Origin of the sequence: Aquimarina rhabdastrellae, assembly GCA_947387485.1 — a bacterium.
Lineage (GTDB): Bacteria > Bacteroidota > Bacteroidia > Flavobacteriales > Flavobacteriaceae > Aquimarina.
Genome location: CANDNT010000003.1, coordinates 76,986 through 102,706, shown reverse-complemented (window position 1 = coordinate 102,706; position 25,721 = coordinate 76,986). Strand labels below are relative to the sequence as shown.

Sequence of the window (25,721 nt, the reverse complement as noted above, 5' to 3'; positions counted from 1 at the left end):
TTTTTGAGTTAATTAGTCTTTTGGATTTGATGGTTGAGATGTCACTTCGACAAGCTCAGTGATCAGGCAAGCTCAGCGACCAGGATAGTTCTATGATCGTAAACTGAATGATGATTATATCCGTAGTCAGAGCTTGTCGATGGCTGTTTCTATATTTTATTAGAGAAGAGCGATTAGAATTGAGTTTGGTAGTAAGTGTCTTTTTGATAATCGTTATTCTTTATTCATTATCCAACATTCATTGATATGCCTGATAAAATAATTGATGTAGGTCGAGTGATTTTATGTAGAGCAACGAAATAAAATTGTATCGAGACCTAATGTATCAAAAATGTTTCTTTAGAAGTTAGGAGTGATTAGTGAAGAGAGAAGAGGTGTATAGTAATGAAGTTAATCATTTCAGTACGCTCAGTGACCAGGTTAGATCTATGACTGTAAACTGAATGATGATTATACCCGTAGCCCAGTATTTACAATAGTGCCGCAACCGTTGCATGAAGAAAATATAGCCTTGAGATTGGCTTTACAATGGTTGCATGAAGAAAATATAGCCTTGAGATTGGCTTTACAATGGTTGCATGAAGGAAATATAGTCTTGAGATTAGCTTTACAATGATTGCATGAAGGAAATATAGTCTTGAGATTGGCTTTACAATGATTGCATGAAGGAAATATAGTCTTGAGATTGGCTCTGCAATGATGCAGGAAGGAAATATAGTCTTGAGATTGGCTCTGCAATGACGCAGGAAGGAAATATAGTCTTGAGATTAGCTCTGCAATGATACAGGAAGGAAATATAGCCTTGAGATTGGCTCTGCAATGATGCAGGAAAGAAATATAGTCTTGAGATTGGCTCTGCAATGATGCAGGAAAGAAATATAGTCTTGAGATAGGTTCTACAATCATGCAGGACAGAAATATAGTCTTGAGATTAGCTCTGCAATGATGCAGGAAGGAATTATAGCCTTGAGATCGGTTCTACAATCATGCAGGGCAGAAATATAGTTTTGAAAAAAGATAACAAAACTGATCACTGAGTGCTTTTATCTCAGTGATCAACATAATATTAACGTATTACTATGAACTATATCCTTTTTTAATAGCATATTTAATCAAACCTTTGGTACCATTTGATACTCCGGTTTTATCAATTAAATTTCTACGATGAGTTTCTACAGTAGCATGAGCAATAAATAATTTTTCTGAAATTTGACGGGTAGAATGTCCGTCGGCAATAAGTTTTAAGACTTCAATTTCTCTACGAGTAAGCCTGACTTCCTGTTCGTTTTTTTTCTTTTGTACATAGCGATTAAAAATCACGTCTTTTGCTTCAGGACCAAAATACTTTTCGCCTTGAGCAATCCTTTCCAATGCAGTTTCTAATTCTTCTTTTCCACGATTTTTAACAATATACCCAGCAGCACCTATATCAATAGATTGGGTAATAAACTCGGGAGTATCTTCCATGGTTAAAAAGAGCACTTTGGTATCGAGTTTAAGTTCGTTAATTTTTTGGGTAACCTCAACACCATTAAGCATAGGCATATTAATATCCAGTATAGCAATATCAACTTCTTTTTCTTGAATAACTTGTAATGCGTCTTTACCATTGGTAGCCTCGCCTACAATTTGGATATTAGTATTGTGTTTAAGTAAAGAGCGAATACCATCAATAACGATAAGATGATCATCTGCGATCATTACTTTAAGGGTAGTAGGTGTAATCATATAGCAGTAGTGTTTTGTTGTAACGGAATTGTAATAGTAACAGTAGTACCGTGATGTTTTCTAGAATCAAAATCAATGGTACCATTAAGATTTTGTACTCTGGATTGAATACCTTTAAGTCCCATACCCGAAAAAGAGGAGAGGAGTTTGGTATCAAAACCTACACCATCATCTTCGACCATGATCTGTAGGTTATCATCACGTTTAAATAACTGAATGCTGACTTCTTGTGCTTGAGCATGTTTTAAAATATTACTAATCAATTCCTGTATAATACGATAAATATTGATTTCGAGTTGGTTGTCGATACGATCATCAAAACCATGATCGATAAGTTCGACTTGTAAGGCATTGGTAGATTCAATACCAGTTTTAAGTTCGTTAAGCGCAGCAATAAGACCAAATTTGGTCAATACTCCAGAAACCATATTATGAGAAATCTCACGTACGGCTACACAAGCCTCGTCGAGTAAGGTATTGGCACGATCGTATTGTTCACGAGCTTCGGCTTTGATTTTATCAAGATTATCCTCCACCGATTTATAATGGATCTTAACCATAGAAAGCATACTTCCCAAACGATCATGTAGGTCTTGTGCGATACGTTTACGTTCTTTTTCTTGACCATCAATCATAGCGTGAATAGATTTTAATTCTTGGTTTTTAAGTAGCTCATCAAACTCGGCTTCTTTTTTAGCAGCGGTATGTTGTGCGATTAATGTTTGCTTTTTAAGGCGATAATTTCTACGAGATACAAAAAATAATATCAAAAGAATAAGAGCAATAGCTATAGCTCCATAAAGTTGTAGTTGTTGTTTGCTGTTTTCTGCTATTGAGAGTTGCTTTTGTTGTATGAAAATATTTTCTTTTAATTGGAGAGATTCGTTATCTATTTTTTTTAACGTTTTAGAATCTATACTATCTCGTAAAACAATATGTTGTTCATTATAAAATGAGGATTGTTTAAAATTACCTAATTGTTCATAATCTTCGGCTAGACTCATTAGAATACGTAAACGTAAAGAGAGAATGTTATATTCTTTTGATAAAACAAGAGCTTTATGATGATTATATAAGGCTTTTTCATAAAGTTGTAGCTCTAAATATAAATTACCAAGGTTATAGTAAGCTTTTGTTAAATTGTTATAATCTTTTAGTTTAATTGAAATATCGACACTTCTCAAAAAGAAGGAAATAGCAGAGTCATAATCTTTTTTTAATTTGGAAACTAACCCTAAGTTATTGTAAATTTTATGATTGTTTTGTAATTGTAGTTTATTCTTTATTTGCAAAGCTTTATTGTAATTAATATAAGCTGAATCAGAACTTGATTTTGATTTTAAGTTAAAGAAAGAATTTCCTATATTAACATATATATCAGATAACTGAAGACTATCCTTTAATTTAATGGCTAGTTTTTTTCCTTTTTTTAATTCAAATAAAGCATTTTGATATTTTTTGAGTTCATTATAACAATAGCCTAAATTTTTATAACAATTGATTTTTTCTTTTTCGAGATTTAAAGAATCTCTTATTTGTAATTCTTTAGTAAAATATTTTATGGCTTGAGAGTATTCATTTTGTGTTTTATATAAAATAGCTATTTTTTTAAAAATGTTAGCTATGTCTTTTTTATTATTAAATTGTTGTTTAATTAATAAGGCCTCATTGTAAAATTGAAGAGCTTTATCATATTGTTTTTGAATTCGGAATAATTTTCCTAATTGAATTTTAACTTTAGCAACTCCATTTAAGTTAGTATTCTTTTTCTCTAGATTAAGTGATTTGAATAAATAAAGTGTAGCTTTTGTATAATCTTCTTTTTTGATATAAGCTGAACCCATTCTAAAAAAACTAGTAGATAACCCAGGATCATAATGTGTTTCTTTACTTAAGTTATTTGCTTTTATAGCATATTTTAATGATTCAGAATTATTAAAAGAAAGATACTCCCAAGAAATGTCGTTTAAGGTATCAATATAATTAGAATCAGTAGTATTATGATTATTTAAGATGTTTTTAAGACTATCTATTTTTTGAAGAGATGATTGAGCATAATTATGATTAAATATAGAAATTATTAGTAGTAATAAAAGATATAGTTTTTTCATAAATGATAGCGTTAAAAGAGTAAAATGATTAGAGGGAGAGATTATTTTTTTATTTAAAATGCTTTACATATCTGAAATGAAAGATACATAAAGCATTTTTAAAAAAATTATATTTCAATAGGTTTTTCATCGTCTTCCTCTTCATCTGATTCTCCACTGGTTTCATCCCCACCATCAGGTTTTGGTGTGTCTTCGTGTTCGTTAGGATCATAACCTTGCATTGCATAGTTAGACGTATTTTCTGTTTGACTAAAGTTTACAAATTCTTTTTTCATGATTGTATAGTTTTAAATTTTGTACACTACAAAGTTGCAGGGATTTAAAGGGCAAAACAATCAGTACTACTTAGGGTTTTTTACTCATCAGTTTTGATGATAAAAATAGGTGGAGAGCTGGAAATGTAAAATGTAAAAGTGGTTTAGTCACTTCGGCAAGCTCAGTGACCAGACAAGCTCAGTGACCAGACAAGCTCAGTGACCAGACAAGCTCAGTGACGAGGCAAGCTCAGTGACTAGACAGGCTCAGTGGCTCGATATGTTCATAAACTAGACAGGCTCAGTGACCAGGCAAGCTTAGATATTAGATATGTTTATAAACTAGATAGACTCGATGATTACTGACTTTATGACCGAAAGCTGAATAATGATCATATCCGTAGCCTGAGCTTGTCGAAGGCTAGTGCTACATTTGATATTGGATATTCAATATTCGATATTCTTTTAGTATTTTTGCTTGTTATTGAAAGTAAACTCTTTTAACCAAAAGAATTAATTCATCAAAATATTTAAAAAATGGAAAACATTCAGAGTACATTACCTGTAAGTACGCTTACAGAAGAGCGAAGAGTAGCGTTTTATAAAAAAACGTATACACATCTTGCTATGGCCGTATTATTATTTGTAATCGTTGAAACTATCTTTTTTCAAATTCCAGCAGTAATTAATGCTGCCTTATGGTTTACTGGAGGATGGAAATGGTTAATCATGCTAGGTGGTTTTATGTTTGTGACTAATTATGCAGAAAAGACTGCGGTGACTAATCATGATAAAGGAAAGCAATACATGGCATTATTACTATATGTAGTTGCAGAAGCCTTTATTTTTATTCCTTTAATTTTAATAGCATTAACTATTGCTCAAGAAGGAGGGACTAATATCCTATATCAAGCAGCAATATTAACCTTATCGTTATTTACAGGATTATCTGCTGTGGCGTTATTAACTAAAAAAGATTTTTCGTTTATGCGTTCAGGATTAACGATAGGATTCTTTATAGCATTAGGATTAATGGTAGCAGGAATGATTTTTGGATTTAATTTAGGATTATGGTTTAGTGCTTTAATGGTGATTTTGGCATCTGGATCTATCTTATACCAAACATCAGGAATGGTTCATCGTTATAGCGAGGATCAATACGTAGGTGCTTCATTAGGATTATTTGCATCATTGATGTTATTATTCTGGTATATCCTAAGCATTTTATCAAACGATTAATATAAGATACTTGATAAACACAAATATAAAAGCCGTGCAAATGCACGGCTTTCTTTATATATAAAAAAGATAAGATGTTCTATTCACCTAAGAATGGATATCTATAATCTGCTGGAGAAACAAAAGTTTCTTTGATAGTACGTGGAGAAACCCAACGTAATAAGTTTAAGTATGATCCAGCTTTATCGTTAGTACCAGAAGCTCTAGCACCACCGAATGGTTGTTGCCCAACAACAGCTCCAGTAGGCTTATCGTTGATATAGAAGTTACCAGCACAGTTTTCAAGAGCTTTAGTAGCTTCTGCAGCAGCATAACGATCTGTAGAGAAGATAGCTCCAGTAAGTGCATATTCACTAGTACCGTTAACTAGTGCTAATGTTTCTTCCCATTGCTCGTCTTCAAATACATATATAGTAACTACAGGACCAAATAACTCCGTACACATTGTTGTATACTTAGGATCTTCGGCTAATAAAACTGTAGGCTCGATAAAGTATCCTTTAGATTTATCATAACCACCACCAGCAATAACTTTTACATTATCATCTTTCTTAGCTTGATCGATAAAACTAGCTAATTTATCAAAAGAACCTTCGTGAATTACAGCAGTGATAAAGTTGCTCATATCCTCTGGAGATCCCATTTTGAATGAAGCGATATCTTCTTTTAAGAATTTCTCAACATCTGCCCATAAACTTTTAGGAATATAAACTCTAGAAGCAGCACTACATTTTTGTCCTTGGAATTCAAATGCACCACGAGAGATACCAGTAGCTACTTGCTTAGCATTAGCGCTAGGGTGTGCAATGATAAAATCTTTACCACCAGTTTCTCCTACGATTCTAGGGTATGTCTTATAGTTGTGAATGTTTGCACCAATCTTAGCCCAGATGTCTTTAAATACATGAGTACTACCAGTAAAGTGTACTCCTGCAAAATCAGGACTAGCTAATACAGTATCTGTAATCATTACAGGATCACCATAAACTACATTGATAACTCCATCAGGAAGACCAGCTTCTTTAAAGATATCAACAACTACTTTTGCAGAGAATATCTGACTGTCACTTGGTTTCCATACTACAGTGTTCCCCATTAACGCAGCACTAGCAGGTAAGTTACCAGCGATAGCAGTAAAGTTAAACGGAGTAATAGCATAAACAAAACCTTCTAACGGACGGTACTCTAAACGGTTCCATGCTCCAGAAGTAGAAGCTGGTTGATCGTTATAGATTTGAGTCATGTATTCTACATTGAAACGCAAGAAGTCAATAAACTCACAAGCAGCATCGATCTCTGCCTGGAAAATAGTTTTTGACTGCGCGATCATAGTAGCAGCATTTATTTTTGCTCTATATGGGCCAGCGATTAATTCGGCAGCACGTAAAAATACAGCAGCTCTTTGTTCCCAAGGTAAGTTTGCCCAAGCAGTTCTAGCTTCAAGAGCTGTAGCGATAGCTTTGTCGATATGCTGTTTTTCTGCTTTGTGATATACACCTAAGTTGTGTTGGTGATCATGTGGAGGAGACATTGTACCAGTATCACCTGTTCTGATCTCTTCTCCGTTAATATATAAAGGTACATCCACAGGAGTGTTGTATAGCGCTTTATAAGCTGCTAATACCTCTTCTCTTTCGGGAGTTCCAGGAGCATACGATTTAATTGGCTCGTTTACAGCTGTAGGAACGTGAAAAAAACCTTTTCCCATAATTATTATATCTTTATTAAGTTAGTAACTTTGTCGACAAATATAGAAAAAATTAAAGCGGAGATAATCCACTTTAACCTTTTTATAAACTATAAAACAATTACTATATTTTTGTAAGTTGTTTTTTTATAAGTCGACCCTATAAGTATGTGTACAGTTACTTTAATACCAACCCAAGAAAACAGTTTTGTGCTTACCTCAAATAGAGATGAAGCCGTTTTACGTGAAACTCAAATTCCAGCATTTTATGATATAGATAATACAAAAATGCTATTCCCCAAAGATGCAGTAGCAGGAGGGACTTGGATAGGAGTGAGTGAAGCATGTAATATGATCTGTTTACTTAACGGAGGTTATAAAAAACACGAGCGTAAAGATAGCTATCGCCAGAGTAGAGGTGTAGTGGTAAAAGAACTTTTGGCTTCTAATGATCTTGAGAAAGCTATTTATGAATACAATTGTGAGGATATAGAACCGTTTACTATTGTGGCAGTTTGCTGGAAAAAAGAGCTTACGTTTTATGAACTAGTATGGGATGGTGAAAAGAAGCATATTCAATTACTAGATAAAAATAAAAAGCATATATGGTCTTCGTCTACTTTGTATACAGATGAAATGAAAGCTACACGTAGAGAGTGGTTAGCCTCATTTGCATTAGAAAATGATTTGACCAAAGAAAACTTGATTAAGTTTCATAAATATGCAGGTATAGGAGATAAAAATATCGATTTACAGATTGACAGAGGAGCGCTTAAAACAGTAAGTGTTACTCAAGTAAGTAAAGAACATGATAATATAGCTATGCGCTATGAAAACTTACAAGAAAATAAAGTGGATACTGTAATTTTTGAAACTGTAAACGCGTGAAACCAACAGGTAAAATAATTCCCCTAGCTTTTCCAGATACATACGTAAAACATTCAGACGAATCTGTTTTAACCTTATTGCCACTATTGGGATTAGGTAAGAAGAATTATATTAAAGCAGGTCATGCTGCTCTGGTTCTTATAGAAAATGCGACAGGTCATGCAGCGTATTATGATTTTGGAAGATATATTACTCCCAAGGGACATGGTCGTGTGCGCAGTGCATTGACAGATGTAGAGTTGGAGATTCCGTTTACCATGCAATTAACACCAGATAGACAATTAGTCAATTTAGATGAATTGTTGTTATGGCTTGAAGCGCACCCAGACAAAACACATGGGAGCGGACGTCTTGTAGCTTCGGTTTGTGATGAGATTGATTACCATAAAGCCAAAGAATACCTAGATTATATGCAAGGAAAAGGAAGTATTCCTTATAAAGCTTTTGGGAAAATAGGAACCAATTGTTCTCGTATTGTTACCGATACGATTTTGGCTGCGACAACAGATGATAAAATCATAAAAGGCTTATTAAAAAACAAACGTTTTACACCAAGTCCATTAGGGAATATAGGAAAGTCATCTAAAGAAAATATAATATACGAAGTCTTTAATGGCAAGATAAAACCTTATGGAGGCTCAATTTTAAAAGAGAATTTGACCAATTACTTTCATAAAGATATTCCTACAGCAGATGCTCATCAAGATCGAGATATAAAAACAATTCCAGATGATGCGTACTTTTTATCAGGAACGGGGAGTAGTGCATATTTTAGAATGGAAGCTACAGAAAAGACAGATGAATTTATAGTATATCGCTATACAGCATGTTTTACAGAAGATTTTAGAGGGATTTTTAAAATAGAAAGTGCATCAAAGTTTGAGTATAACGAACCATATAAATTTACATACGACTCTAATTGTAGTTTTTGCCATATCGTACAAAACGAAGAGAAGTTTCGTCTAGAGTGTATTAAAAGGTTGTGAAAAAACGATAAGATTTTAATTAAGTGCAAAAGGAGCACTAAGTTTAAAACTAGGGATAATTACTTTAAATTTCTTAGTTGAAGTAAAATTGATCATATTGTAATACCCTTTCATAGCTCCAAAAGGAGAACTTAAAAGACAACCACTACTATAAGTGTGTGATTCTCCTGGTTTTAAAACAGGCTTTTTACCTATAACACCTTCACCTTCAACAAAAGTAGTGTCGTTTAAAGCATCTTTTATTTCCCAAAAGCGCGAGGTTAATTGAACAGAGTCTTTACTCTGATTTTCTATGGTAACACGATACCCAAATGCGAAGTGTATTCTATAGTTTTTATAGAAAGTTCCTTCAAAGGTAGTATCTACCGAAATTTTTATCCCTCTTGTAATTTGTTGCACCATTTTTAAAATATGAATACGGACCCCATTATAGCTAATATAGAACCGATACTGGCTAAATTTAAAAATAAAAAGTTTAAAATAACAAACTTAATAATGGTTTTGGTTCTACTTTGATTGTAAAACTTCCGCATGGCTTTGTATAAATATAATAAAAATAACGCAAAAGTTAAAGTAATCGCAGTAACACTATCACCGATGATTTGGTCGATTAAAATGGCAATACCTAACATTATAAAAAACATTGTTTGTGTATGGAAGGTAAAAACAAGGTGTTCCATATAAGTATATGAACGTCTTATGTAAATAAACCAAATAGCCATAGCGAATAACGGTAAGAAGAAAAAGATGATAAATGGTAGTTTATTAAATAAGTATTTAAATAACTCCATAGGACTATCGTTCAGGTTTTCTGTCTTTAAGGTTCTTTTATAAATATATCGATTAAACCATGTATTGTTATGCTTAAGTTCTTTTAAGGCAATAACTGCAGATATTTCACCAGTTTCGTTATAATAATTATCATAAATTTCCCAGCGTTTACTAGTAGCATTAAAAAGTGACATCGTGTCAAGTTGTTGCTCACTTAGATAGATGCTATCAGGAGTTTTCTTTGTTTTGTGTTTCTCTAAACGAGGAGCGATGACTAGAGAATCTATTAAATTAAAGTTAAGCTCATCTTGAGCAGCAAATTGTTTTTTAAGGTCATCACGAATGGCTGAGGTGATGATAGTATCTTGTCCTTTAAATTGGTTAATACCTTTATTGAGTGTACTACTCATAGTATCAAAATCAATAAAAAAGCCATTGATGATAAAAAAGATGACAGAGATGCTCAAAAAGAAACGAAAAGGATTTACATAAGTAGCTCTTTTACCCTCGATATAATCTTTAGAAATTTTTCCGGGTTTAAAAAGCATAGCCGCCATAGTATGACTCAAACGAGAATCATAAGAAAAAATACTAGCTAAAAATTCATTGAATAAATCTGAAAAGGCTAATTTTTTTGTGGTATTTAATTGTCCGCAATGATGACAGTATTTATCAATAACATCAAGAGGAACACCGCAATTAAGGCATTCGTTACTTCTATATTTAGCTAAAGTTCTCCCGTTTTTTTTCAATTCTGAATGTTTAAAAGACTACAAATACTAATTAGTTATGAGACCAATATAATAGTATTTTGTTACATAAAACAAGACAAAACAGGCGAATCTTTAATTAGTAATAATTCTGGAACTAGTAACACCTTTACCTATCACTTCGTCATAACGACCTCCTGGAGTTCTATAGTAAACTATAACTGTGTATTCATTTTCGGTTTCATCAAAATCACCACTCACAATATTGGGAGAAATACTACCTGTAGCAGGATCATAAACTACATAACGATAATTATAAAAACCTTGTTTAAAAAGATAGGATAATTCAAAGATGCCTTTGTCTTTATTATAATTTAAACGAGTAGAATCATCAATTACATAATTGTTAAATGCTCCGTATAAATGAATTTCTTTATCACCTAGGTTTTCATAACATTCTAAGGTGAAATGCATCCAGGCATAATCAGCTTCAATATTATTATCTTCTGCTCTTAAATTACGAATTTGAAAGCGTCCATTAATATCAGGGGCATATGTATATTTTCTATTAGCACGTGTAATATCTGTATACAAATAATTATGATAAATGTCTTTTAACTGTACATGATTAATATTTACAGTAGAAGAACGAATTTCTTTATTATCAAAGAATAAAAACTCATTTCCGCCCCAAAAACTAGCTTCTTGGTCATATCTATAAATTAAATCATTGGCTATAGTATATTGAGGTATAAGATTAGTGATAGCATGGTTGAAATCATTATTTTGAACTACTAGTGTTTTTACAGTTCGTTGAGGATTTCGTAAAATTTTATTTGGTGATTTAATCTCAAATTGAACCGATTGTTTGCTATTAATAAAAGCCAAATCTCTTGAACGTTTTATGTATACTTTTACATTAACAAGAGGTTTATAAACAATAAATTTTCTAGAGAAAACTAGTTCGTCGTCATCATTATATATTTCTAAAAGATAATTACCGCTTACACGTATCCCTTGAGTATCTTCGTTAGGAATAGTAAGTGTATAGTTGCTATATAATTGTAATGCATTAAAAGAATTCTCATAATTTATAATTCTAATATCATCAAAACCATTGAGGTATTCATTTTTGCTTAATATAGATGGAGTCCAATCAAAATTATAATGAGTGATTTTATAATAGTAATCGGCTTCATCACCATTAATGTCGTCAAAATTTAGTTTTATAGGTGAACCAAGTGGAATAACAGGAGTTTCACTAAAATCATTTTCTCCAAAAAGTTGCACTGTTTTAATGTAATCGGGAGGAGTAGTTTCTTGAACAGCACCTTGAGAGTGTACGTCATATGTAAACCCTAATGAAGCTATACAAAACAGAAAAATATATAAATCTTTTATCATTAGTAAGCTAAGATCATGTAATTGATTAACGAGGTAAAGATAAACAAATTGTATGCCTAAAGAAGTGTAAATACAATTTAAGCGGGATGAGTTTGAGAAGTTTGAGTTGTTATTTAGAAAGAGTATAAATAAATTCTTATCTGTAAGGTAGCTTTTAGTTCCATGTTTTAATTAGTAAATTTGCGGGATTTTTTTAGTTAATTAACATAGAGTACTAAATATGTCAAAAGACATTCGTATCAAGAAGGGCTTGGATATTAAGTTAGTAGGTGAGGCAGAACAAAAAACTGTCGACGCTACTAAAAGTAATATGTACGCAGTAAAGCCTGACGATTTTCACGGTATTATCCCAAAAGTTATTGCAAAAGTCGGAACACACGTAAAGGCTGGAGCTCCATTATTTCATTCAAAAGCGAATGATGTAGTGTTGTTCCCATCACCAGTAAGCGGTGAAGTTGTAGATATCGTTAGAGGAGCAAAAAGAAAGATATTATCATTTAAGATTGCCGCAGACAAAGAGCAGCAATACCAAGATAATGGTATCAAAAATGTAGCTTCTATGAACGGTGAAGAGGTTAAAGCACACTTGCTATCAGCAGGTTGTTGGCCTTTTATAAAGCAACGTCCATATGATGTGATTGCAAATCCAGATGTAGCCCCAAAAGCTATCTTTGTTTCTGCTTATGCAAGCGCTCCATTAGCAGCAGATTATGATTATGTGTTGCAAGGGAAAGAACAAGAGTTGCAAGCTGCGGTGACTGCATTAAGTAAAATGACTGAAGGAACAGTTCACGTTTCTGTAGGTAAATCATCAAACTCTCCTTTATCAGGATTGTCTGATGTTACAGTACACAAAGTATCTGGACCACACCCATCAGGAAATGTAAGTGTACAAATTGCAAACATTGATCCTATCAACAAAGGAGAAGTAGTTTGGGTTGTATCGCCACAAGATCTTGTTATTATAGGGGAGTTATTACTTACAGGGAAGTTTAACGCAGAAAGAACGATCGCTCTTGTAGGATCTTCTGTTAAAGCACCAAAATACTATCGTACAAAAATAGGAGCAGAGGTTGCTACTTTTGTTTATGATGCTGGTGTAAAAGAAGATAATATTCGCGTGATTAGCGGTGATGTATTAACTGGACAAAATGTAAAGCCAGATGGTAATTTAGGATACTATCACAATACAGTGAGTGTAATTCCAGAAGGGAACGATTATGAGTTCTTTGGATGGAATAAGCCTATTACTAACAAAATAAGTACTTCAAGAGCATTAACATTCTCTTGGTTGTTCCCAAAGAAAAAGTATGAGTTAACAACAAATACTAATGGTGAGCACAGAGCTTTTGTAACTACAGGTACTTATGAAGAAGTATTTCCATTAGATATATATCCTTTACAATTGCTTAAAGCATTTATGGTAAATGACCTAGATGCTATGGAGCAATTAGGAGCTTATGAGATCGCCCCAGAAGATTTTGCATTAACAGAATTTGTTTGTGTTTCTAAGCAAAATCATCAAGAAATCATAAGAAAAGGTCTTGATTTAATGATAACTGAAATTGGCTAAAATATAAAGTAATGGGATTAAAAGAAAAATTACATAATCTTAAAGAGCAATACAAGGGCAAGAAGATGGCGCCTGCTTTTAATGCATTGCATACATTCTTGTATTTGCCAAATGAAACTACGCATAGCGGATCTCATATTCGTGGTGCAGATGACCTTAAACGTACGATGAATATTGTAATCATGGCATTAGTACCATGTTTAATATTTGGTATGTTTAATGCAGGATACCAACATTACCTAGCTACAGGAGAAATCCAAGCAGTATCAGGAGGATTCTTTAGTCCAGAGTTTTGGTCTATTGATAACTTGTTATTAGGAGCAGGTAAAGTATTACCATTAGTAATAGTGTCTTATATAGTAGGATTAGCAGTAGAATTTGTTTTTGCTATCATAAAAGGACACGAAGTAGAAGAAGGATACTTAGTATCTGGAATGTTAATTCCTTTGATTGTACCAGTTGATATTCCATTATGGATGTTAGCAGTAGCGGTAATTTTTGGAGTTGTTATAGGAAAAGAAGTTTTTGGAGGTACAGGGATGAACATCCTTAACCCAGCATTAACTGTGAGAGCGTTCTTATTCTTTGCTTATCCTACATGGATGACTGGAGATAAAGTATGGGTTCACGATGCCGTAGCAAGAACTGGAACTCCAGATGCAATTTCTGGTGAAACTATTTTAGGAAGTTTAGCTCAAGCTAAAGAATATAGCTACTCTGTAATGGATATGTTTAATGGATTCATTCCAGGATCTGTAGGAGAAACTTCTACGATTTTAATCATTTTAGGAGCTTTATTCTTAATCTTTACAAAGATAGGAAGCTGGAGAATCATGTTATCTTCTGTTGTAGGAGCTATAGTTATGGGATTCATCTTTAACTTAATAGCGCCATCTATGGAAGGGACTAAATTCTTTGCATTAATGAGTTTACCTTACTGGCAACACTTAATGATAGGTGGATTAGCTTTTGGTATAGTGTTTATGGCTACAGATCCTGTATCTGCAGCACAAACTAACAAAGGAAAATGGATTTACGGATTTTTAATTGGATTCTTATCTGTAATGATTCGTGTATTCAACCCAGCTTTCCCAGAAGGAGTAATGTTAGCTATTTTATTAATGAATGTATTCGCTCCAACAATTGATCACTATGTTGTTCAAGGAAATGTTAAGAAGCGATTAAAACGTATTAAAACTGCATAATTATGGCTATAGACACAAGTAAAAATTCATATACTATTATCTTTTCAATCGTAATGGTTGTGATAGTAGGAAGTTTATTAGCAGGTATTTCTTCTAGCTTAAGTGATAAGATTAAGACTAATAAGAAAATAGAGAAGATGCAGAATATTTTATTTGCTATGGGAGTTACACATCCTGATAATGCAAATGAGTCTGTACCTGAATCAGAAGCAGAAAAGTTGTTTGAAAAATATGTAGGAGATGAGCAATATATTATTGTTGGCGCAGATGCTACAAAAACAAACGAAGCTTTTAAAATTGAAGTAAAGAAAGAACAAGATAAAGTAAAAGCTGATCCTTCTTATAAGCAACAATTATCATTGTTTATAGGTAAGAAAGATGGTAAAAGTTTTTATATAGTACCTGTAAGAGGAAATGGTCTTTGGGGGCCAGTTTGGGCTTATATGTCTTTGGATAAAGATATGGTAGTTCAAGGAGCTTACTTTGATCATCAAACTGAAACTCCTGGATTAGGAGCTAATATCAAAGAGGCATTCTTTAGAGATGATTTTAAAGGAGAGCACTTATTTGATGCTCAAGGAAATTATCAAGGTATCGCTATTAAAAAAGGTAACTTGGACCCTAAGAATGAAAGAAAAACTGACAATGCAGTAGATGCGATGGCAGGAGCAACTATTACTGGAGACGGTGTAGCTGTTATGATTAAAAAAGGATTAGCATTGTATATTCCTTACTTTGAAACATTAAAGACTAAAAGTTAATTATGGGACTATCAAAAAAACACAAAGGATTAATTTTAGATCCTTTATCAGATAACAACCCAGTAACTATTCAAGTACTTGGGATTTGTTCAGCATTAGCAGTAACATCACAATTATTGCCATCTATTATAATGGCAGTTTCAGTAATATTCGTTTTAGGAGCAGGTAACGTTATTATTTCATTAATGCGTAATATCATTCCTTCTAAAATTAGAATTATCGTTCAATTAATAGTTGTAGCTACATTAGTAATTATTGTAGATCAAGTATTAAAAGCTTATTCGTACCAATTAAGTAAGCAATTAGGAGCTTTTATTGGTTTAATCATTACGAACTGTATTATTATGGGACGTTTTGAAGCCTTTGCTTTAGGTAATAAGCCTTGGCCATCTTTCTTAGATGGAATCGGGAACGCTGCAGGGTATGGTATATTACTAGTTATAGTAGCTTTCTTTAGAGAGTTATTAGGAGTAGGTACTATTTTTGGTTACCCAGTATTTGGAGATCCAATCGAGAAGACAGGATTATATGCTTACGGATACGAGAATAATGGTTTTATGGTATTAGCACCAATGGCATTAATTGTTGTAGGTATAATCATCTGGGTACAACGTAGTAAGAATAAAGCACTAATAGAAGACCACTAGAATTATGGAATATTTAGAATTATTTTTAAAATCGATATTTGTCGAAAATATGGTATTTGCATATTTCTTAGGGATGTGTTCTTACTTGGCAGTTTCTAAAAAAGTATCTACAGCAGTAGGTTTAGGAGCAGCAGTTATTTTCGTATTAGCAATCACAATGCCATTAAACTGGTTATTGGATCAGTATTTATTAAGAGATGGAGCTTTAACTTGGTTAGGACCAGAATATGCTGAGTATGATTTAAGCTTTTTAACATTTATTCTATTCATTGCTACAATTGCTACAATGGTACAGTTAGTAGAAATTATTGTTGAAAAATTTTCACCATCATTATATAACTCTTTAGGAATCTTTTTACCATTGATCGCTGTAAACTGTGCGATCTTAGGAGGGTCATTATTCATGCAACAAAAGGAGTTTGCTACAATAGGTTTAGCAACTACTTATGGAGTAGGATCAGGAATCGGATGGTTTTTAGCAATCTTAGCTATTGCAGCTATTAGAGAGAAAATTAGATACTCTAATGTACCAGCTCCATTAAGAGGATTAGGTATTACTTTCATTATTACAGGACTTATGGCTATTGGTTTTAATAGTTTTGGAGGAATGTTAACTGGAGGTGACGGAGAATCAAAGAAAGAAGAGAAAACAGTAGAGGTTAAAGTTGAAGAAACAAAGACAGTAGCCGAAGCTGATAATACTAATGATAAAGCAATAAAATAAGATGATTTATTTAGTGTCAACAGGTGGGGCAATAACTATCACGGTAATTTCATTGCTAGTGTTAGTGTTAATCTTAGTAGGGATTTTAATCTTTGCTAAAGATAAATTATTGCCATCAGGAAATGTAAAAATTACAATTAACAACGATAAAGTAGTAGAAGTACCATCAGGAGGATCTTTATTATCGACTTTAGGTAGTGAGAAAATCTTTTTACCATCAGCTTGTGGTGGAGGTGGAACTTGTATCCAGTGTGAGTGTCACGTATTAGACGGTGGTGGAGAAGCATTACCTACAGAAACACCTCACTTTACTCGTAAAGAATTACAACACGGTGCACGTTTAGCATGTCAGGTTAAAGTAAAGCAAGACATGAACATTCAAATTCCAGAAGAGATATTCGGAATTAAGAAATGGGAAGCGACAGTTGTTCGTAACTATAACGTAGCATCTTTTATTAAAGAATTCGTAGTAGAGATTCCAGAAGATATGGATTACAAAGCAGGAGGATATATCCAGATAGAGATTCCTGAGTGTGAGATCAAATATTCTGATATCGATATTACAGCACATCCAGAAGAGCATGAAACTCCAGACAAATTCCAAGCAGAATGGGATAAATTTGGATTATGGCCATTAGTGATGAAGAATACAGAGATTGTAGAGCGTGCTTACTCTATGGCTTCTTACCCTGCAGAAGGAAGAGAAATCATGTTAAATGTACGTATTGCAACTCCACCATGGGATAGAGCAAAGAACGGATGGATGGATGTTAATCCAGGTGTAGCTTCTTCTTATATTTTCTCTAGAAAACAAGGAGATAAAGTAACAATTTCTGGACCTTATGGAGAATTCTTTATCAATGAGTCTGATGCAGAGATGTTATATGTAGGTGGTGGAGCAGGTATGGCGCCAATGCGTTCGCATTTATACCACTTATTCAAAACATTAAAGACTGGACGTACAGTAACGTATTGGTATGGAGGACGTTCTAAGCGTGAGTTATTCTACTTAGAGCATTTCTATGAGTTAGAAAGAAACTTCCCTAACTTTAAATTCTTCTTAGCACTATCTGAGCCATTAGAAGAAGATAACTGGAAGGTAAAGAAAGATATCCATGATACAGAAGGAGACGGATTCGTAGGATTTATTCACAATTGTGTGATCGACAACTACTTGAATCACCACGATGCTCCAGAAGATATAGAATTGTATTTCTGTGGACCACCATTGATGAACAAAGCTGTAGAAAAAATGGGAGAAGATTTTGGAATCCCAGATGAGAACATCAGATTTGACGACTTTGGAGGTTAAACAAAAAAAAATCAAAATTAAAAATCGGTACTTATGTACCGATTTTTTTGTTTTTAGATACTTTTAGGCGTAGTTTTTGGTTACTATTTTATAAGATTAATATCGATCAAAAGAATGAAAAAATACATTTTAGCATTAACAATTTCTATCATCACTCTAGTATTATTACGCAATACAGCAAAAGGCAGAATAGCAACCAATCATGTAAAAGGTTTTGTGGTAGATGCTATTATACCGGATTATATCAATAAAGAAGGAACAACACTTAAAGAGCGTATTAAATTACCGGAAGGATATCATAGAATAAGTTATCCAGAAGGAAGTTTTCAAGAATATGTACGTAATTATAAAATCAAACCATATGGCAGTCCGATCATAAATTATGACGGGAGTGAATACTTTGCACAAAATATTCATGAAGCTATTCTTGAAATTCCAGTACCCAAAAATGGATTACAACAATGTGCAGATGCATTAATGCGAATGCGAGCAGAATATTTATGGGAAAAGAATAGAAAGAACGAAATAGGATTTAAGTTCACCTCTGGACATTATTGTTCGTGGACAAAATATGCGCAAGGTTACCGACCAAAAATAAAAGGAAATAAAGTTAGTTTTCATAAGACAGCCAAGCCTAATCATACCAAAGCTAATTTTTATCGATATCTAAATCTTATCTATACCTATGCAGGAACATTATCGCTATATAACGAACTGTCCAAGGTAGCTCTTAAAGAAGTACATATAGGAGATATGCTTGTCAAACCAGGAACGCCAGGACATGTGGTGATGATTGCAGACGAAATTGAAAACGAAAATGGAGAAAAACTATATGCCTTAATTCAAGGAAATACACCAGCGCAAAGTGTTTGTTTATTAAAAAACTTTGAAGAAAGTAAGTTATCACCTTGGTATGGATTTACTGCTGGAGAAGAAGTATATGTCCCAGGGTATTATTTTGAAGAAGCAAAGTTTATTAGATTTAAAGAATAAGAATAAAACTCTTTATAGAATAAAAAAGAACAATAGGTAAAACCGTATCTTTGTACCTTATGGGAAGAGCACTAACAAAGCAAGAATTACATAATCTAGCAATGAATATTGTAGGAAAAGAGCTAGAGAAAAGAGGATTTGAGTTTATAGCCATTAATAGTCAATTAGGAAGGCATCCACAATTTGTGTGTATCGATAAGAATAAGCAACGCTTTTTTGTGATTGTAAAAGCAGTATCATATCCAGAAAATCCTAACAACTATGATGTGATATGGATGGAAAGTTTTAAAAAACATGCAACAGAACATAATGCCAAAATATTTTATGCAGGTGTAGGATTACAAAATGCATCAGACCCTACATTACCTGTTTACCTTAACGAAGATTATGGGTTAGAATACAATGGTATACAAGTTATAGAAACTCACCTTAATTAAATTTGATGAAAAGATTAGCACTTTTAATAATTGTTATTGCGAGTTTGAGTATTGCATGTAATTCAAAAAAAGCAAGTCCGCAAAAGCAGCAATCCAAAAAAATATTGAATACCCTATCAGGTAAAGCTTTTGGTACTACCTATAGTGTATTATTTGCAGAAGAAGAAGAAGTTTCGTATCAAAAATCATACGATAGTTTGATCGCTGTAATTAATCAGTCGATGTCTACATATCAAAAAGGAACTGATATTACTAGAATTAACGAAGGAGATACTACAGTACAAGTTGATAATCATTTTAAAAAAGTATTTGAAGCATCAAAAATGATTTATAAGCAAACTCAAGGTGCTTTTGATCCTACTATAGGAATCATTGTTAATGCCTGGGGATTTGGACCAGAAGGAGAGCTCGAACAAATAGATAGTTTGAAGTTAAAAGAATTGATGACTACTGTAGGGCTAGATAGAGTGCATTTAAAAAATGATCACATTATTAAAGAAAATGTAAAAACACGAATAGATTTTAATGCATTGGCCAAAGGATACGCTGTAGATGTTTTTGCTGACTTTTTAAAAGCCAAAGGATATACAGATTACTTGGTTGAAATAGGAGGTGAAATTGTTGTATCGGGTACAAATACGATTAAGCAAAAAGCATGGACTGTAGGTATAGAAGATCCTAATTTTGATGGAACACAATCGTATAGTAAAATAGTAGAATTACCAGATGGGGCTGCCATGGCTACCTCTGGAAGCTATAGAAAATTTAAAATAGACAAAAATGGTAATCGTTATGCACATATTATAGATGCACAAACAGGATATCCTAGTAAGACTAATGTGTTAAGTGTTTCTGTAATTGCAGAAAATTGTATGCTAGCAGATGCATATGCTACGGTCTTTAAAAATATGGGAATAATGACTGTAAAAGCTTTTTTACAACAGCATCCAGAGCTTAAGGTGTATTTCATTTATGAAAATGATCAAAAAGAATTAGAAACTTTAGCACTTAATGGTTTTCCAGAATAATTAAAGTAGAGATAAAAATGAAGCCGTTAATGTCAATTGCATAACGGCTTTTTTTATATTATTTTTTTAGTAAATCTAAAACGTATTAAAGGAAACTTTATCTCCTTTTTGAAGTCCCCATTGATCAGATAGACCACCATTGATTTCTAATACATACATAGCTGGGGCTTCTGACGGTAATGTGGTTTCGTCAAGAGGTTTTGCGTTTTTCTGGATACTTACAATTTCTTTATTCTTATTAATATAGATAATATCCAGAGGGATTAAGGTGTTTTTCATATAGAAATAGCGAATATCACTATCATTAAACATAAATAACATACCTTGTTGAGTAGCCATTGAAGTGCGATACATCAAACCTGTTTGAATTTGATAATCATCATCGGCAATTTCAATATCTAATTGTTTAAGAATACTATCGTTTCGTTTTAAAGTAAGTTCCCCTTCTTTTTTAAATTCAATTTTTTGAGTAGTGATTTGCTCTTCTTTAGAAGAAGTTTCTTTACAACTTGATAAACAAATAAAGAAACTTAATAAGATAAGATGATATGAGATTTTTTTCATAGAGTCGATTTTTAAGAATTACGAAACTATTAAAAAAAATACCGTTTGAAAACTTTTATCAAACGGTATATGATGAAAATGGACCTCGTTAAGCGTTTTTCCAGTCGATGTTTTTTGAAACCATCATAACAACTGCTAGAATTAAGAATAAACCTATACTACCTACTAGTAATGCGTAATGTTTTAATTGAATTAAAACGAAAATAAAAGTATATAAAGCTAATAGCGTAGCACAGATTAAGAGCGTAAACTTATAGCTTTTGAGTATGGATTTACTATAGACGGTGATGAGTGTAATGACAGCAATGCTGGCAATGATATAAGCTTTAAAAAATGATGAATGCTCAGAGATAGAAATCAATAAGGTATAAAACATGGCAAGCGCTAGACCAATCATAAAATATTGAAACGGATGGATATGAATTTTACTCATAGTCTGGATTAAGAAGAATGCCAAAAAGGTCAGTGCTATTACTAGATAGCCGTATTTTGCTGCACGCTCACTTTTTTGATATTCATCTACTGGAATTAATAACGTAACCCCAAAAGCAGCAGCATTAATTTGAGGTAGTTTACCAAAGAACTCTTGCTCAAATTCACGATTAACATGTAAAACTTTCCAATCGGCTTTAAAACCATCTTTGGTAACTTTTTTAGTTTTTGGGTTAGGTAAAAAATTACCATCAAAACTAGGATCACCCCAATCTGAAGCTAAATGTACATCGGTTTCTTTTCCTATAGGAATAAACTTAATTTCTTTACTACCGTTAACATTAAAAGGTAGTGTAAAAGAAATAGTATTGGTATCGGGTAAATCTTTTAGTGCAAGGAATTTAGTTTCTAAAGCAGCATAAGATGTGTCTTCGGTATATTTAGAAAACAAAGGATAAGAAGTATCATTAAGTACAAAGTTTAGGCTACTTTTAATTCCTTTGACATTGGTGGTTTTAATTAAAATAGTAGCCTTGTCCCACAAAATATCTTCGTCAAGAATATCTTTTGAATTAAAATTTGGTTTAGAAAAGCTTCCAGAAATATTCATATCTGCATTATATACCACAGATTCATAAATAGATCTACGCAAAGGTTCGCAGCTTATATCAGCATCGATATTTAAAGTTTCAGGAAAAAAATAGGCATTCTCGATAGTGGTTGTATGCTCTTTAATGTATGATTTTTCGGATTGATCCCATATAGAAGTTTCAGCACGTTTGCGATAAGGGATTTTTAAAATAGGGCCATATAAATATACTTCGTTTCCCCATTTTTGATTGATCTCATCAATGACTTCCGATTGACGATGAGAACGTTCATTAATTAAAGACTGTATAAAAGTTAAAGGAATCAATAGAATCAAGATTAAAATCCCTACCATAAACATTCTTATCGTGATAGAAGTGGTAATCCATTGACTAAATGTCTTTTTTTGTTTTTGAATTTCCATAAGTTTAAGTGTTATTAAAAGTTAGATGTATTTTGTTTTAAATATTGATAACAGTAATAGGAGAATGAAATGAAAGCTTGAAATAATAGAATGAAGCTCCAATCATTTATATAGTGTAATGGATGAGTAAATCGATTAACAATGTCTGTGAAAAGGTTGAAAGGATAATGAAAGAAATCCCAAGAATTCCATCTGAGAAATCTACCTAAGTATACACCAAAACTAATAGCAAAGTGTATTGAAAAAAGCCAAATAAGTTTAGTAGTTGAATTGGATTTACTGAATAAAGTATTTGTAATTTGATAAGTAGATGAAAAACTTAGTAGTAATCCTAACGAACTACAAAAAAACAATAATAAGGTATCTAACCATATGGTATTAGGAGTAGATAAACGTAAGTGCACAAAATCAGTAACAATATAAGAGGCATTAGGGAGAAATAATAACCATAGCATTAAAGAAAAACTAAGTTTAATTTTGGATAGATTATTTCTTTTTTGTTGAATCCACAAGCCTATACCATAAGGGATAAATGCTAAAAAAATATTCCATAGTAAAAACACATACATTAAGCTTTGTGTAATAAGAACTCTGGCACTTAATAACAGTATAATTGCGGATAGAGAAATTAAGTAAATCGTTATGTTATTTTTTTTTGAGAATGAATACATAGTAAGATTAGATTGGAAGTAGAACAATATGAATGTATAATACAGTAATAGGTATGTTGAGTAATAAGATCAATAATGTATATAAGGTCTCGTATTTGGTCGTATCTGTTATAAGGTTTTTGATTAGCTTTAAACCTGTTAATGCATTGACTATAATAGCAATTAGCGTGTAGTAGATTCCTATCACTACGAAGAGACCATTTCGGGTAATTAAAAATAGCAGGAGTAATGAAGTCCCTATACCAAAACTTAAAAGCGCTATACGAAAAGCTTTACGATTAAAAGGATGTTCAAATAAAAAGGTATTCATTTTTAGGTATTTTAAAAGTACTTTGAAACTCAAAGTAAGTGAGTAAAAAAAATATCCTGAGATATTTTATGACTTTAATAGTTTTTCTATAGCTTCTACATGTGTTTTAAAATCTTCTTTACCTTGCTTGGTAGCACTGTATTTGGTATTAGGTTTCCTACCTATAAAAGATTTTTCTACAGTAATATATCCAGCTTTTTCCAGTGCTTTTGTATGGCTTGCCAAATTACCATCGGTAGCACCCAAAAGTTCTTTGAGTGTTTTAAAATCGGCATAATCATTAACAACCAATACCGACATAATCCCCAAACGTATTCGGTGATCAAAGACTTTATTGATATTGCTAATAATACTTTTCATAATCGAAATTTAGCCGCAAAATTAACGATCGTGTTTTAAATAAATCAAACTTCCGTAAATAATATGCATTAGCCCAAAACCTATGATCCAAAACCAAAAAACATATCCAGGAAAAATAGCACAAATTAATCCCAATAAAATTTCGGTAAAACCTAAGTACTTTACATTTCCTATAGTGTATTTTGAAGCGTTTACTAAAGCCAAACCATAAAAGATTAACATTAATGCGCCTGTATGTCCATAGTGATGACTAAAGATTTTGATAAGAATATAAACTCCACCAGTGATCATAGGGATCAAAAAATTAATCAATAATCTTTTTGAAGTAGCATTCCATAATGATTCCTTATTCTTTTTAGCTTTTCTTATGCTTAAAAAGATTGCAGTAACACCACTTAATAAGGCTACTAATAATAAATCAAGAATGATATATTTAAAAACTGTACCTCCTAAGACAACATAATTTTTATTGCTATGATCTATCAAATAATAAGCAATTAAAGCACCAATAATAGCATAAATACCTGCCAATATACCAGCCAATCCACTCAATGATAAAAATCGAGTTGATTTATTCATCAACGATTTGATTTCTGAAATATCTTGTAAATAATCTTTTTGAATCATTTTTAAAGTACTTTGAGATACAAAGTAATATTAAAAAAATAGAACAAGCAAATTTTATATTCAAGATTTTTTTTGAAACTGTAAAAAAAAACTGTTGAGATGTTTTATTACATCTCAACAGTTTTTTTAAGTGTGTCGTTTTAATACTAATTTAATTTTAAACCTTTTTTTAATATTAAGTAGCCAGAAGAAACAGAAAATAGTAATAATCCAAAATATGACCACCCGATGATTGCGGTCTCGGGATCACTGTCTCCAATTAAAAAAGGAAACATTATAAGTGATAATGTTCCTACAGTGGCTAATACTACTATTAATAATAGTTTACTTGCAAAGAATAACTTTTTCATAGAGGAAATTGTTTAATTAATAAAACAAGATTTGATAATCTTATTTTATAGCTCTAAAATAATGTATATCCTTATTAGCAAGAATTATATAGTGTTAAAAAACAAGTTGTTTTATAGCGAAACAATTGTCTGGCGTATAGCAACTAAGTTTTTTAATAAATTCTCTAGATAATCTAAATGCAACATATTGGCACCATCACTTTTTGCATTAGCTGGATCAAAATGCGTTTCCATAAACAAACCATCAACACCAGTTGCAATACCAGCACGAGAGATCGTCTCGATCATATCTGGTCTACCGCCAGTAACACCACTAGATTGATTAGGTTGTTGTAAAGAATGCGTAACATCTAATACTGTGGTAGCATATTGACGCATAGTAGGAATACCTCTAAAATCTACGATCATATCTTGATATCCAAACATTGTTCCTCTATCGGTAACCATTACATTTTGGTTATGAGAATCGGTTACTTTTTTAACTGCGTGTTGCATTGCTTCAGGACTCATAAACTGTCCTTTTTTTAAGTTTACTGTTTTACCAGTGTTTGCAGCAGCTACAACAAGATCTGTTTGTCTTACTAAAAAAGCGGGAATTTGTAATACATCAACATACTCGGCAGCCATAGAGGCATCTTCGTTTGTATGAATATCTGTAACAGTAGGAACATTAAAAGTTTCTGAAACTTTACGTAAAATTTTTAAAGCTTTTTCATCTCCAATCCCTGTAAAACTATCTATACGACTACGGTTAGCCTTTTTAAAAGACCCTTTAAAAATATAAGGGATTTGCAATTTATCTGTGATAGCTACTACTTTCTCTGCAATACGCAAGGCCATATCTTCACCTTCGATAGCACATGGACCTGCAAGTAAAAAGAAATTATCACTATCAGTATTCTTAATATTAGGGATATTTTGGAGTTGCATAATAATT

General features: G+C 32.5%; 27 protein-coding genes. 12 read left to right on the top strand and 15 right to left on the bottom strand.

All coding sequences use genetic code 11. From position 1 onward, the window contains the following. Positions 1 to 1,077 precede the first annotated feature (1,077 nt). The 3 genes from ACYEKI_RS07930 to ACYEKI_RS07920 form a co-directional block, all read right to left on the bottom strand. On the bottom strand, positions 1,078 to 1,728 hold the full coding sequence (locus ACYEKI_RS07930; protein WP_459210641.1) for a response regulator transcription factor: 651 nt from the start codon (positions 1,726 to 1,728) through the stop codon (positions 1,078 to 1,080). Further along, positions 1,725 to 3,839 carry a tetratricopeptide repeat-containing sensor histidine kinase gene (locus ACYEKI_RS07925; RefSeq protein ID WP_459210640.1) on the bottom strand — a complete coding sequence of 705 codons (2,115 nt, stop codon included), beginning with the start codon at positions 3,837 to 3,839 and terminating at the stop codon, positions 1,725 to 1,727. The genes ACYEKI_RS07930 and ACYEKI_RS07925 overlap by 4 nt, the downstream gene beginning before the upstream one ends. Before the next feature lie 107 nt (positions 3,840 to 3,946). Next, positions 3,947 to 4,114: a hypothetical protein gene (locus ACYEKI_RS07920; RefSeq protein ID WP_459210639.1), complete on the bottom strand. Its 168-nt coding sequence runs from the start codon at positions 4,112 to 4,114 to the stop codon at positions 3,947 to 3,949. A 516-nt stretch (positions 4,115 to 4,630) separates the two neighbouring features. On the opposite strand from ACYEKI_RS07920, the gene ACYEKI_RS07915 reads away from it, so the two are divergent. After that, positions 4,631 to 5,332, top strand: coding sequence for a Bax inhibitor-1/YccA family protein (locus tag ACYEKI_RS07915; protein WP_459210638.1), 702 nt, complete (start codon positions 4,631 to 4,633; stop codon positions 5,330 to 5,332). 79 nt (positions 5,333 to 5,411) lie between these two features. On the opposite strand, the gene pruA is transcribed toward ACYEKI_RS07915, so the two are convergent. Continuing rightward, on the bottom strand, positions 5,412 to 7,040 hold the full coding sequence (gene pruA, locus ACYEKI_RS07910) for an L-glutamate gamma-semialdehyde dehydrogenase (protein ID WP_459210637.1): 1,629 nt from the start codon (positions 7,038 to 7,040) through the stop codon (positions 5,412 to 5,414). Between the two features lie 147 nt (positions 7,041 to 7,187). Here pruA and ACYEKI_RS07905 point away from each other — a divergent pair, with 147 nt between their 5' ends. After that, positions 7,188 to 7,907, top strand: a complete 720-nt coding sequence (locus tag ACYEKI_RS07905) for an NRDE family protein (protein ID WP_459210636.1) — start codon at positions 7,188 to 7,190, stop codon at positions 7,905 to 7,907. Continuing rightward, positions 7,904 to 8,893, top strand: coding sequence for a DUF6695 family protein (locus ACYEKI_RS07900; RefSeq protein ID WP_459210635.1), 990 nt, complete (start codon positions 7,904 to 7,906; stop codon positions 8,891 to 8,893). The genes ACYEKI_RS07905 and ACYEKI_RS07900 overlap by 4 nt, the downstream gene beginning before the upstream one ends. A 15-nt stretch (positions 8,894 to 8,908) precedes the next feature. Here the strand turns inward: ACYEKI_RS07900 and apaG are convergent, their stop codons facing one another. From apaG to ACYEKI_RS07885, 3 genes are all read right to left on the bottom strand, one after another. After that, positions 8,909 to 9,295: a Co2+/Mg2+ efflux protein ApaG gene (gene apaG, locus ACYEKI_RS07895; RefSeq protein ID WP_459210634.1), complete on the bottom strand. Its 387-nt coding sequence runs from the start codon at positions 9,293 to 9,295 to the stop codon at positions 8,909 to 8,911. Positions 9,296 to 9,297: 2 nt separating this feature from the next. Beyond that, a complete protein-coding gene (locus ACYEKI_RS07890; RefSeq protein ID WP_459210633.1) occupies positions 9,298 to 10,416 on the bottom strand; it encodes a DUF3667 domain-containing protein in 1,119 nt (372 codons plus the stop codon). 93 nt (positions 10,417 to 10,509) lie between these two features. Beyond that, entirely contained in the window at positions 10,510 to 11,778 is a 1,269-nt protein-coding gene (locus tag ACYEKI_RS07885; RefSeq protein ID WP_459210632.1) for a type IX secretion system plug protein, read from the bottom strand. Positions 11,779 to 11,998: 220 nt separating this feature from the next. Between ACYEKI_RS07885 and ACYEKI_RS07880 the strand changes: the two genes are divergently transcribed. The 9 genes from ACYEKI_RS07880 (at position 11,999) to ACYEKI_RS07840 (ending at position 20,458) form a co-directional block, all read left to right on the top strand. Beyond that, on the top strand, positions 11,999 to 13,351 hold the full coding sequence (locus ACYEKI_RS07880) for a Na(+)-translocating NADH-quinone reductase subunit A (RefSeq protein WP_459210631.1): 1,353 nt from the start codon (positions 11,999 to 12,001) through the stop codon (positions 13,349 to 13,351). Positions 13,352 to 13,362: 11 nt separating this feature from the next. Further along, positions 13,363 to 14,556: an NADH:ubiquinone reductase (Na(+)-transporting) subunit B gene (locus ACYEKI_RS07875; RefSeq protein ID WP_459210630.1), complete on the top strand. Its 1,194-nt coding sequence runs from the start codon at positions 13,363 to 13,365 to the stop codon at positions 14,554 to 14,556. A 2-nt stretch (positions 14,557 to 14,558) separates the two neighbouring features. Continuing rightward, positions 14,559 to 15,317, top strand: coding sequence for an NADH:ubiquinone reductase (Na(+)-transporting) subunit C (nqrC, locus tag ACYEKI_RS07870; RefSeq protein WP_459210629.1), 759 nt, complete (start codon positions 14,559 to 14,561; stop codon positions 15,315 to 15,317). Positions 15,318 to 15,319: 2 nt separating this feature from the next. Further along, a complete protein-coding gene (locus ACYEKI_RS07865) occupies positions 15,320 to 15,964 on the top strand; it encodes an NADH:ubiquinone reductase (Na(+)-transporting) subunit D (RefSeq protein ID WP_459210628.1) in 645 nt (214 codons plus the stop codon). Positions 15,965 to 15,968: 4 nt separating this feature from the next. Then, positions 15,969 to 16,688: an NADH:ubiquinone reductase (Na(+)-transporting) subunit E gene (gene nqrE / locus ACYEKI_RS07860; protein ID WP_459210627.1), complete on the top strand. Its 720-nt coding sequence runs from the start codon at positions 15,969 to 15,971 to the stop codon at positions 16,686 to 16,688. Position 16,689: 1 nt separating this feature from the next. Further along, on the top strand, positions 16,690 to 18,000 hold the full coding sequence (gene nqrF, locus ACYEKI_RS07855; RefSeq protein WP_459210626.1) for an NADH:ubiquinone reductase (Na(+)-transporting) subunit F: 1,311 nt from the start codon (positions 16,690 to 16,692) through the stop codon (positions 17,998 to 18,000). A 114-nt stretch (positions 18,001 to 18,114) separates the two neighbouring features. Beyond that, complete coding sequence (locus tag ACYEKI_RS07850) at positions 18,115 to 18,993, top strand: DUF4846 domain-containing protein (RefSeq protein WP_459210625.1); 879 nt, start codon at positions 18,115 to 18,117, stop codon at positions 18,991 to 18,993. A gap of 59 nt (positions 18,994 to 19,052) precedes the next feature. Then, a complete protein-coding gene (locus ACYEKI_RS07845) occupies positions 19,053 to 19,430 on the top strand; it encodes a Na(+)-translocating NADH-quinone reductase subunit F (protein WP_459210624.1) in 378 nt (125 codons plus the stop codon). A gap of 5 nt (positions 19,431 to 19,435) precedes the next feature. Then, complete coding sequence (locus ACYEKI_RS07840; RefSeq protein WP_459210623.1) at positions 19,436 to 20,458, top strand: FAD:protein FMN transferase; 1,023 nt, start codon at positions 19,436 to 19,438, stop codon at positions 20,456 to 20,458. A gap of 75 nt (positions 20,459 to 20,533) precedes the next feature. On the opposite strand, the gene ACYEKI_RS07835 is transcribed toward ACYEKI_RS07840, so the two are convergent. From ACYEKI_RS07835 to kdsA, 8 genes are all read right to left on the bottom strand, one after another. Further along, the gene (locus ACYEKI_RS07835) at positions 20,534 to 21,022 is read right to left on the bottom strand and encodes a DUF192 domain-containing protein (protein WP_459210622.1); all 489 of its coding nucleotides are present in this window, start codon (positions 21,020 to 21,022) and stop codon (positions 20,534 to 20,536) included. Between the two features lie 88 nt (positions 21,023 to 21,110). Beyond that, a complete protein-coding gene (creD, locus tag ACYEKI_RS07830) occupies positions 21,111 to 22,466 on the bottom strand; it encodes a cell envelope integrity protein CreD (RefSeq protein ID WP_459210621.1) in 1,356 nt (451 codons plus the stop codon). A 14-nt stretch (positions 22,467 to 22,480) separates the two neighbouring features. Next, positions 22,481 to 23,035, bottom strand: coding sequence for a DUF1361 domain-containing protein (locus ACYEKI_RS07825; protein WP_459210790.1), 555 nt, complete (start codon positions 23,033 to 23,035; stop codon positions 22,481 to 22,483). Between the two features lie 109 nt (positions 23,036 to 23,144). Next, positions 23,145 to 23,447 carry a hypothetical protein gene (locus tag ACYEKI_RS07820; protein ID WP_459210620.1) on the bottom strand — a complete coding sequence of 101 codons (303 nt, stop codon included), beginning with the start codon at positions 23,445 to 23,447 and terminating at the stop codon, positions 23,145 to 23,147. Between the two features lie 66 nt (positions 23,448 to 23,513). After that, entirely contained in the window at positions 23,514 to 23,807 is a 294-nt protein-coding gene (locus ACYEKI_RS07815) for a winged helix-turn-helix domain-containing protein (protein ID WP_459210619.1), read from the bottom strand. Between the two features lie 21 nt (positions 23,808 to 23,828). Further along, entirely contained in the window at positions 23,829 to 24,434 is a 606-nt protein-coding gene (locus ACYEKI_RS07810; protein ID WP_459210618.1) for a hypothetical protein, read from the bottom strand. A gap of 146 nt (positions 24,435 to 24,580) precedes the next feature. Beyond that, complete coding sequence (locus ACYEKI_RS07805; RefSeq protein WP_459210617.1) at positions 24,581 to 24,784, bottom strand: hypothetical protein; 204 nt, start codon at positions 24,782 to 24,784, stop codon at positions 24,581 to 24,583. A gap of 111 nt (positions 24,785 to 24,895) precedes the next feature. Next, the gene (gene kdsA, locus ACYEKI_RS07800; protein ID WP_459210616.1) at positions 24,896 to 25,714 is read right to left on the bottom strand and encodes a 3-deoxy-8-phosphooctulonate synthase; all 819 of its coding nucleotides are present in this window, start codon (positions 25,712 to 25,714) and stop codon (positions 24,896 to 24,898) included. Positions 25,715 to 25,721 lie beyond the last annotated feature (7 nt).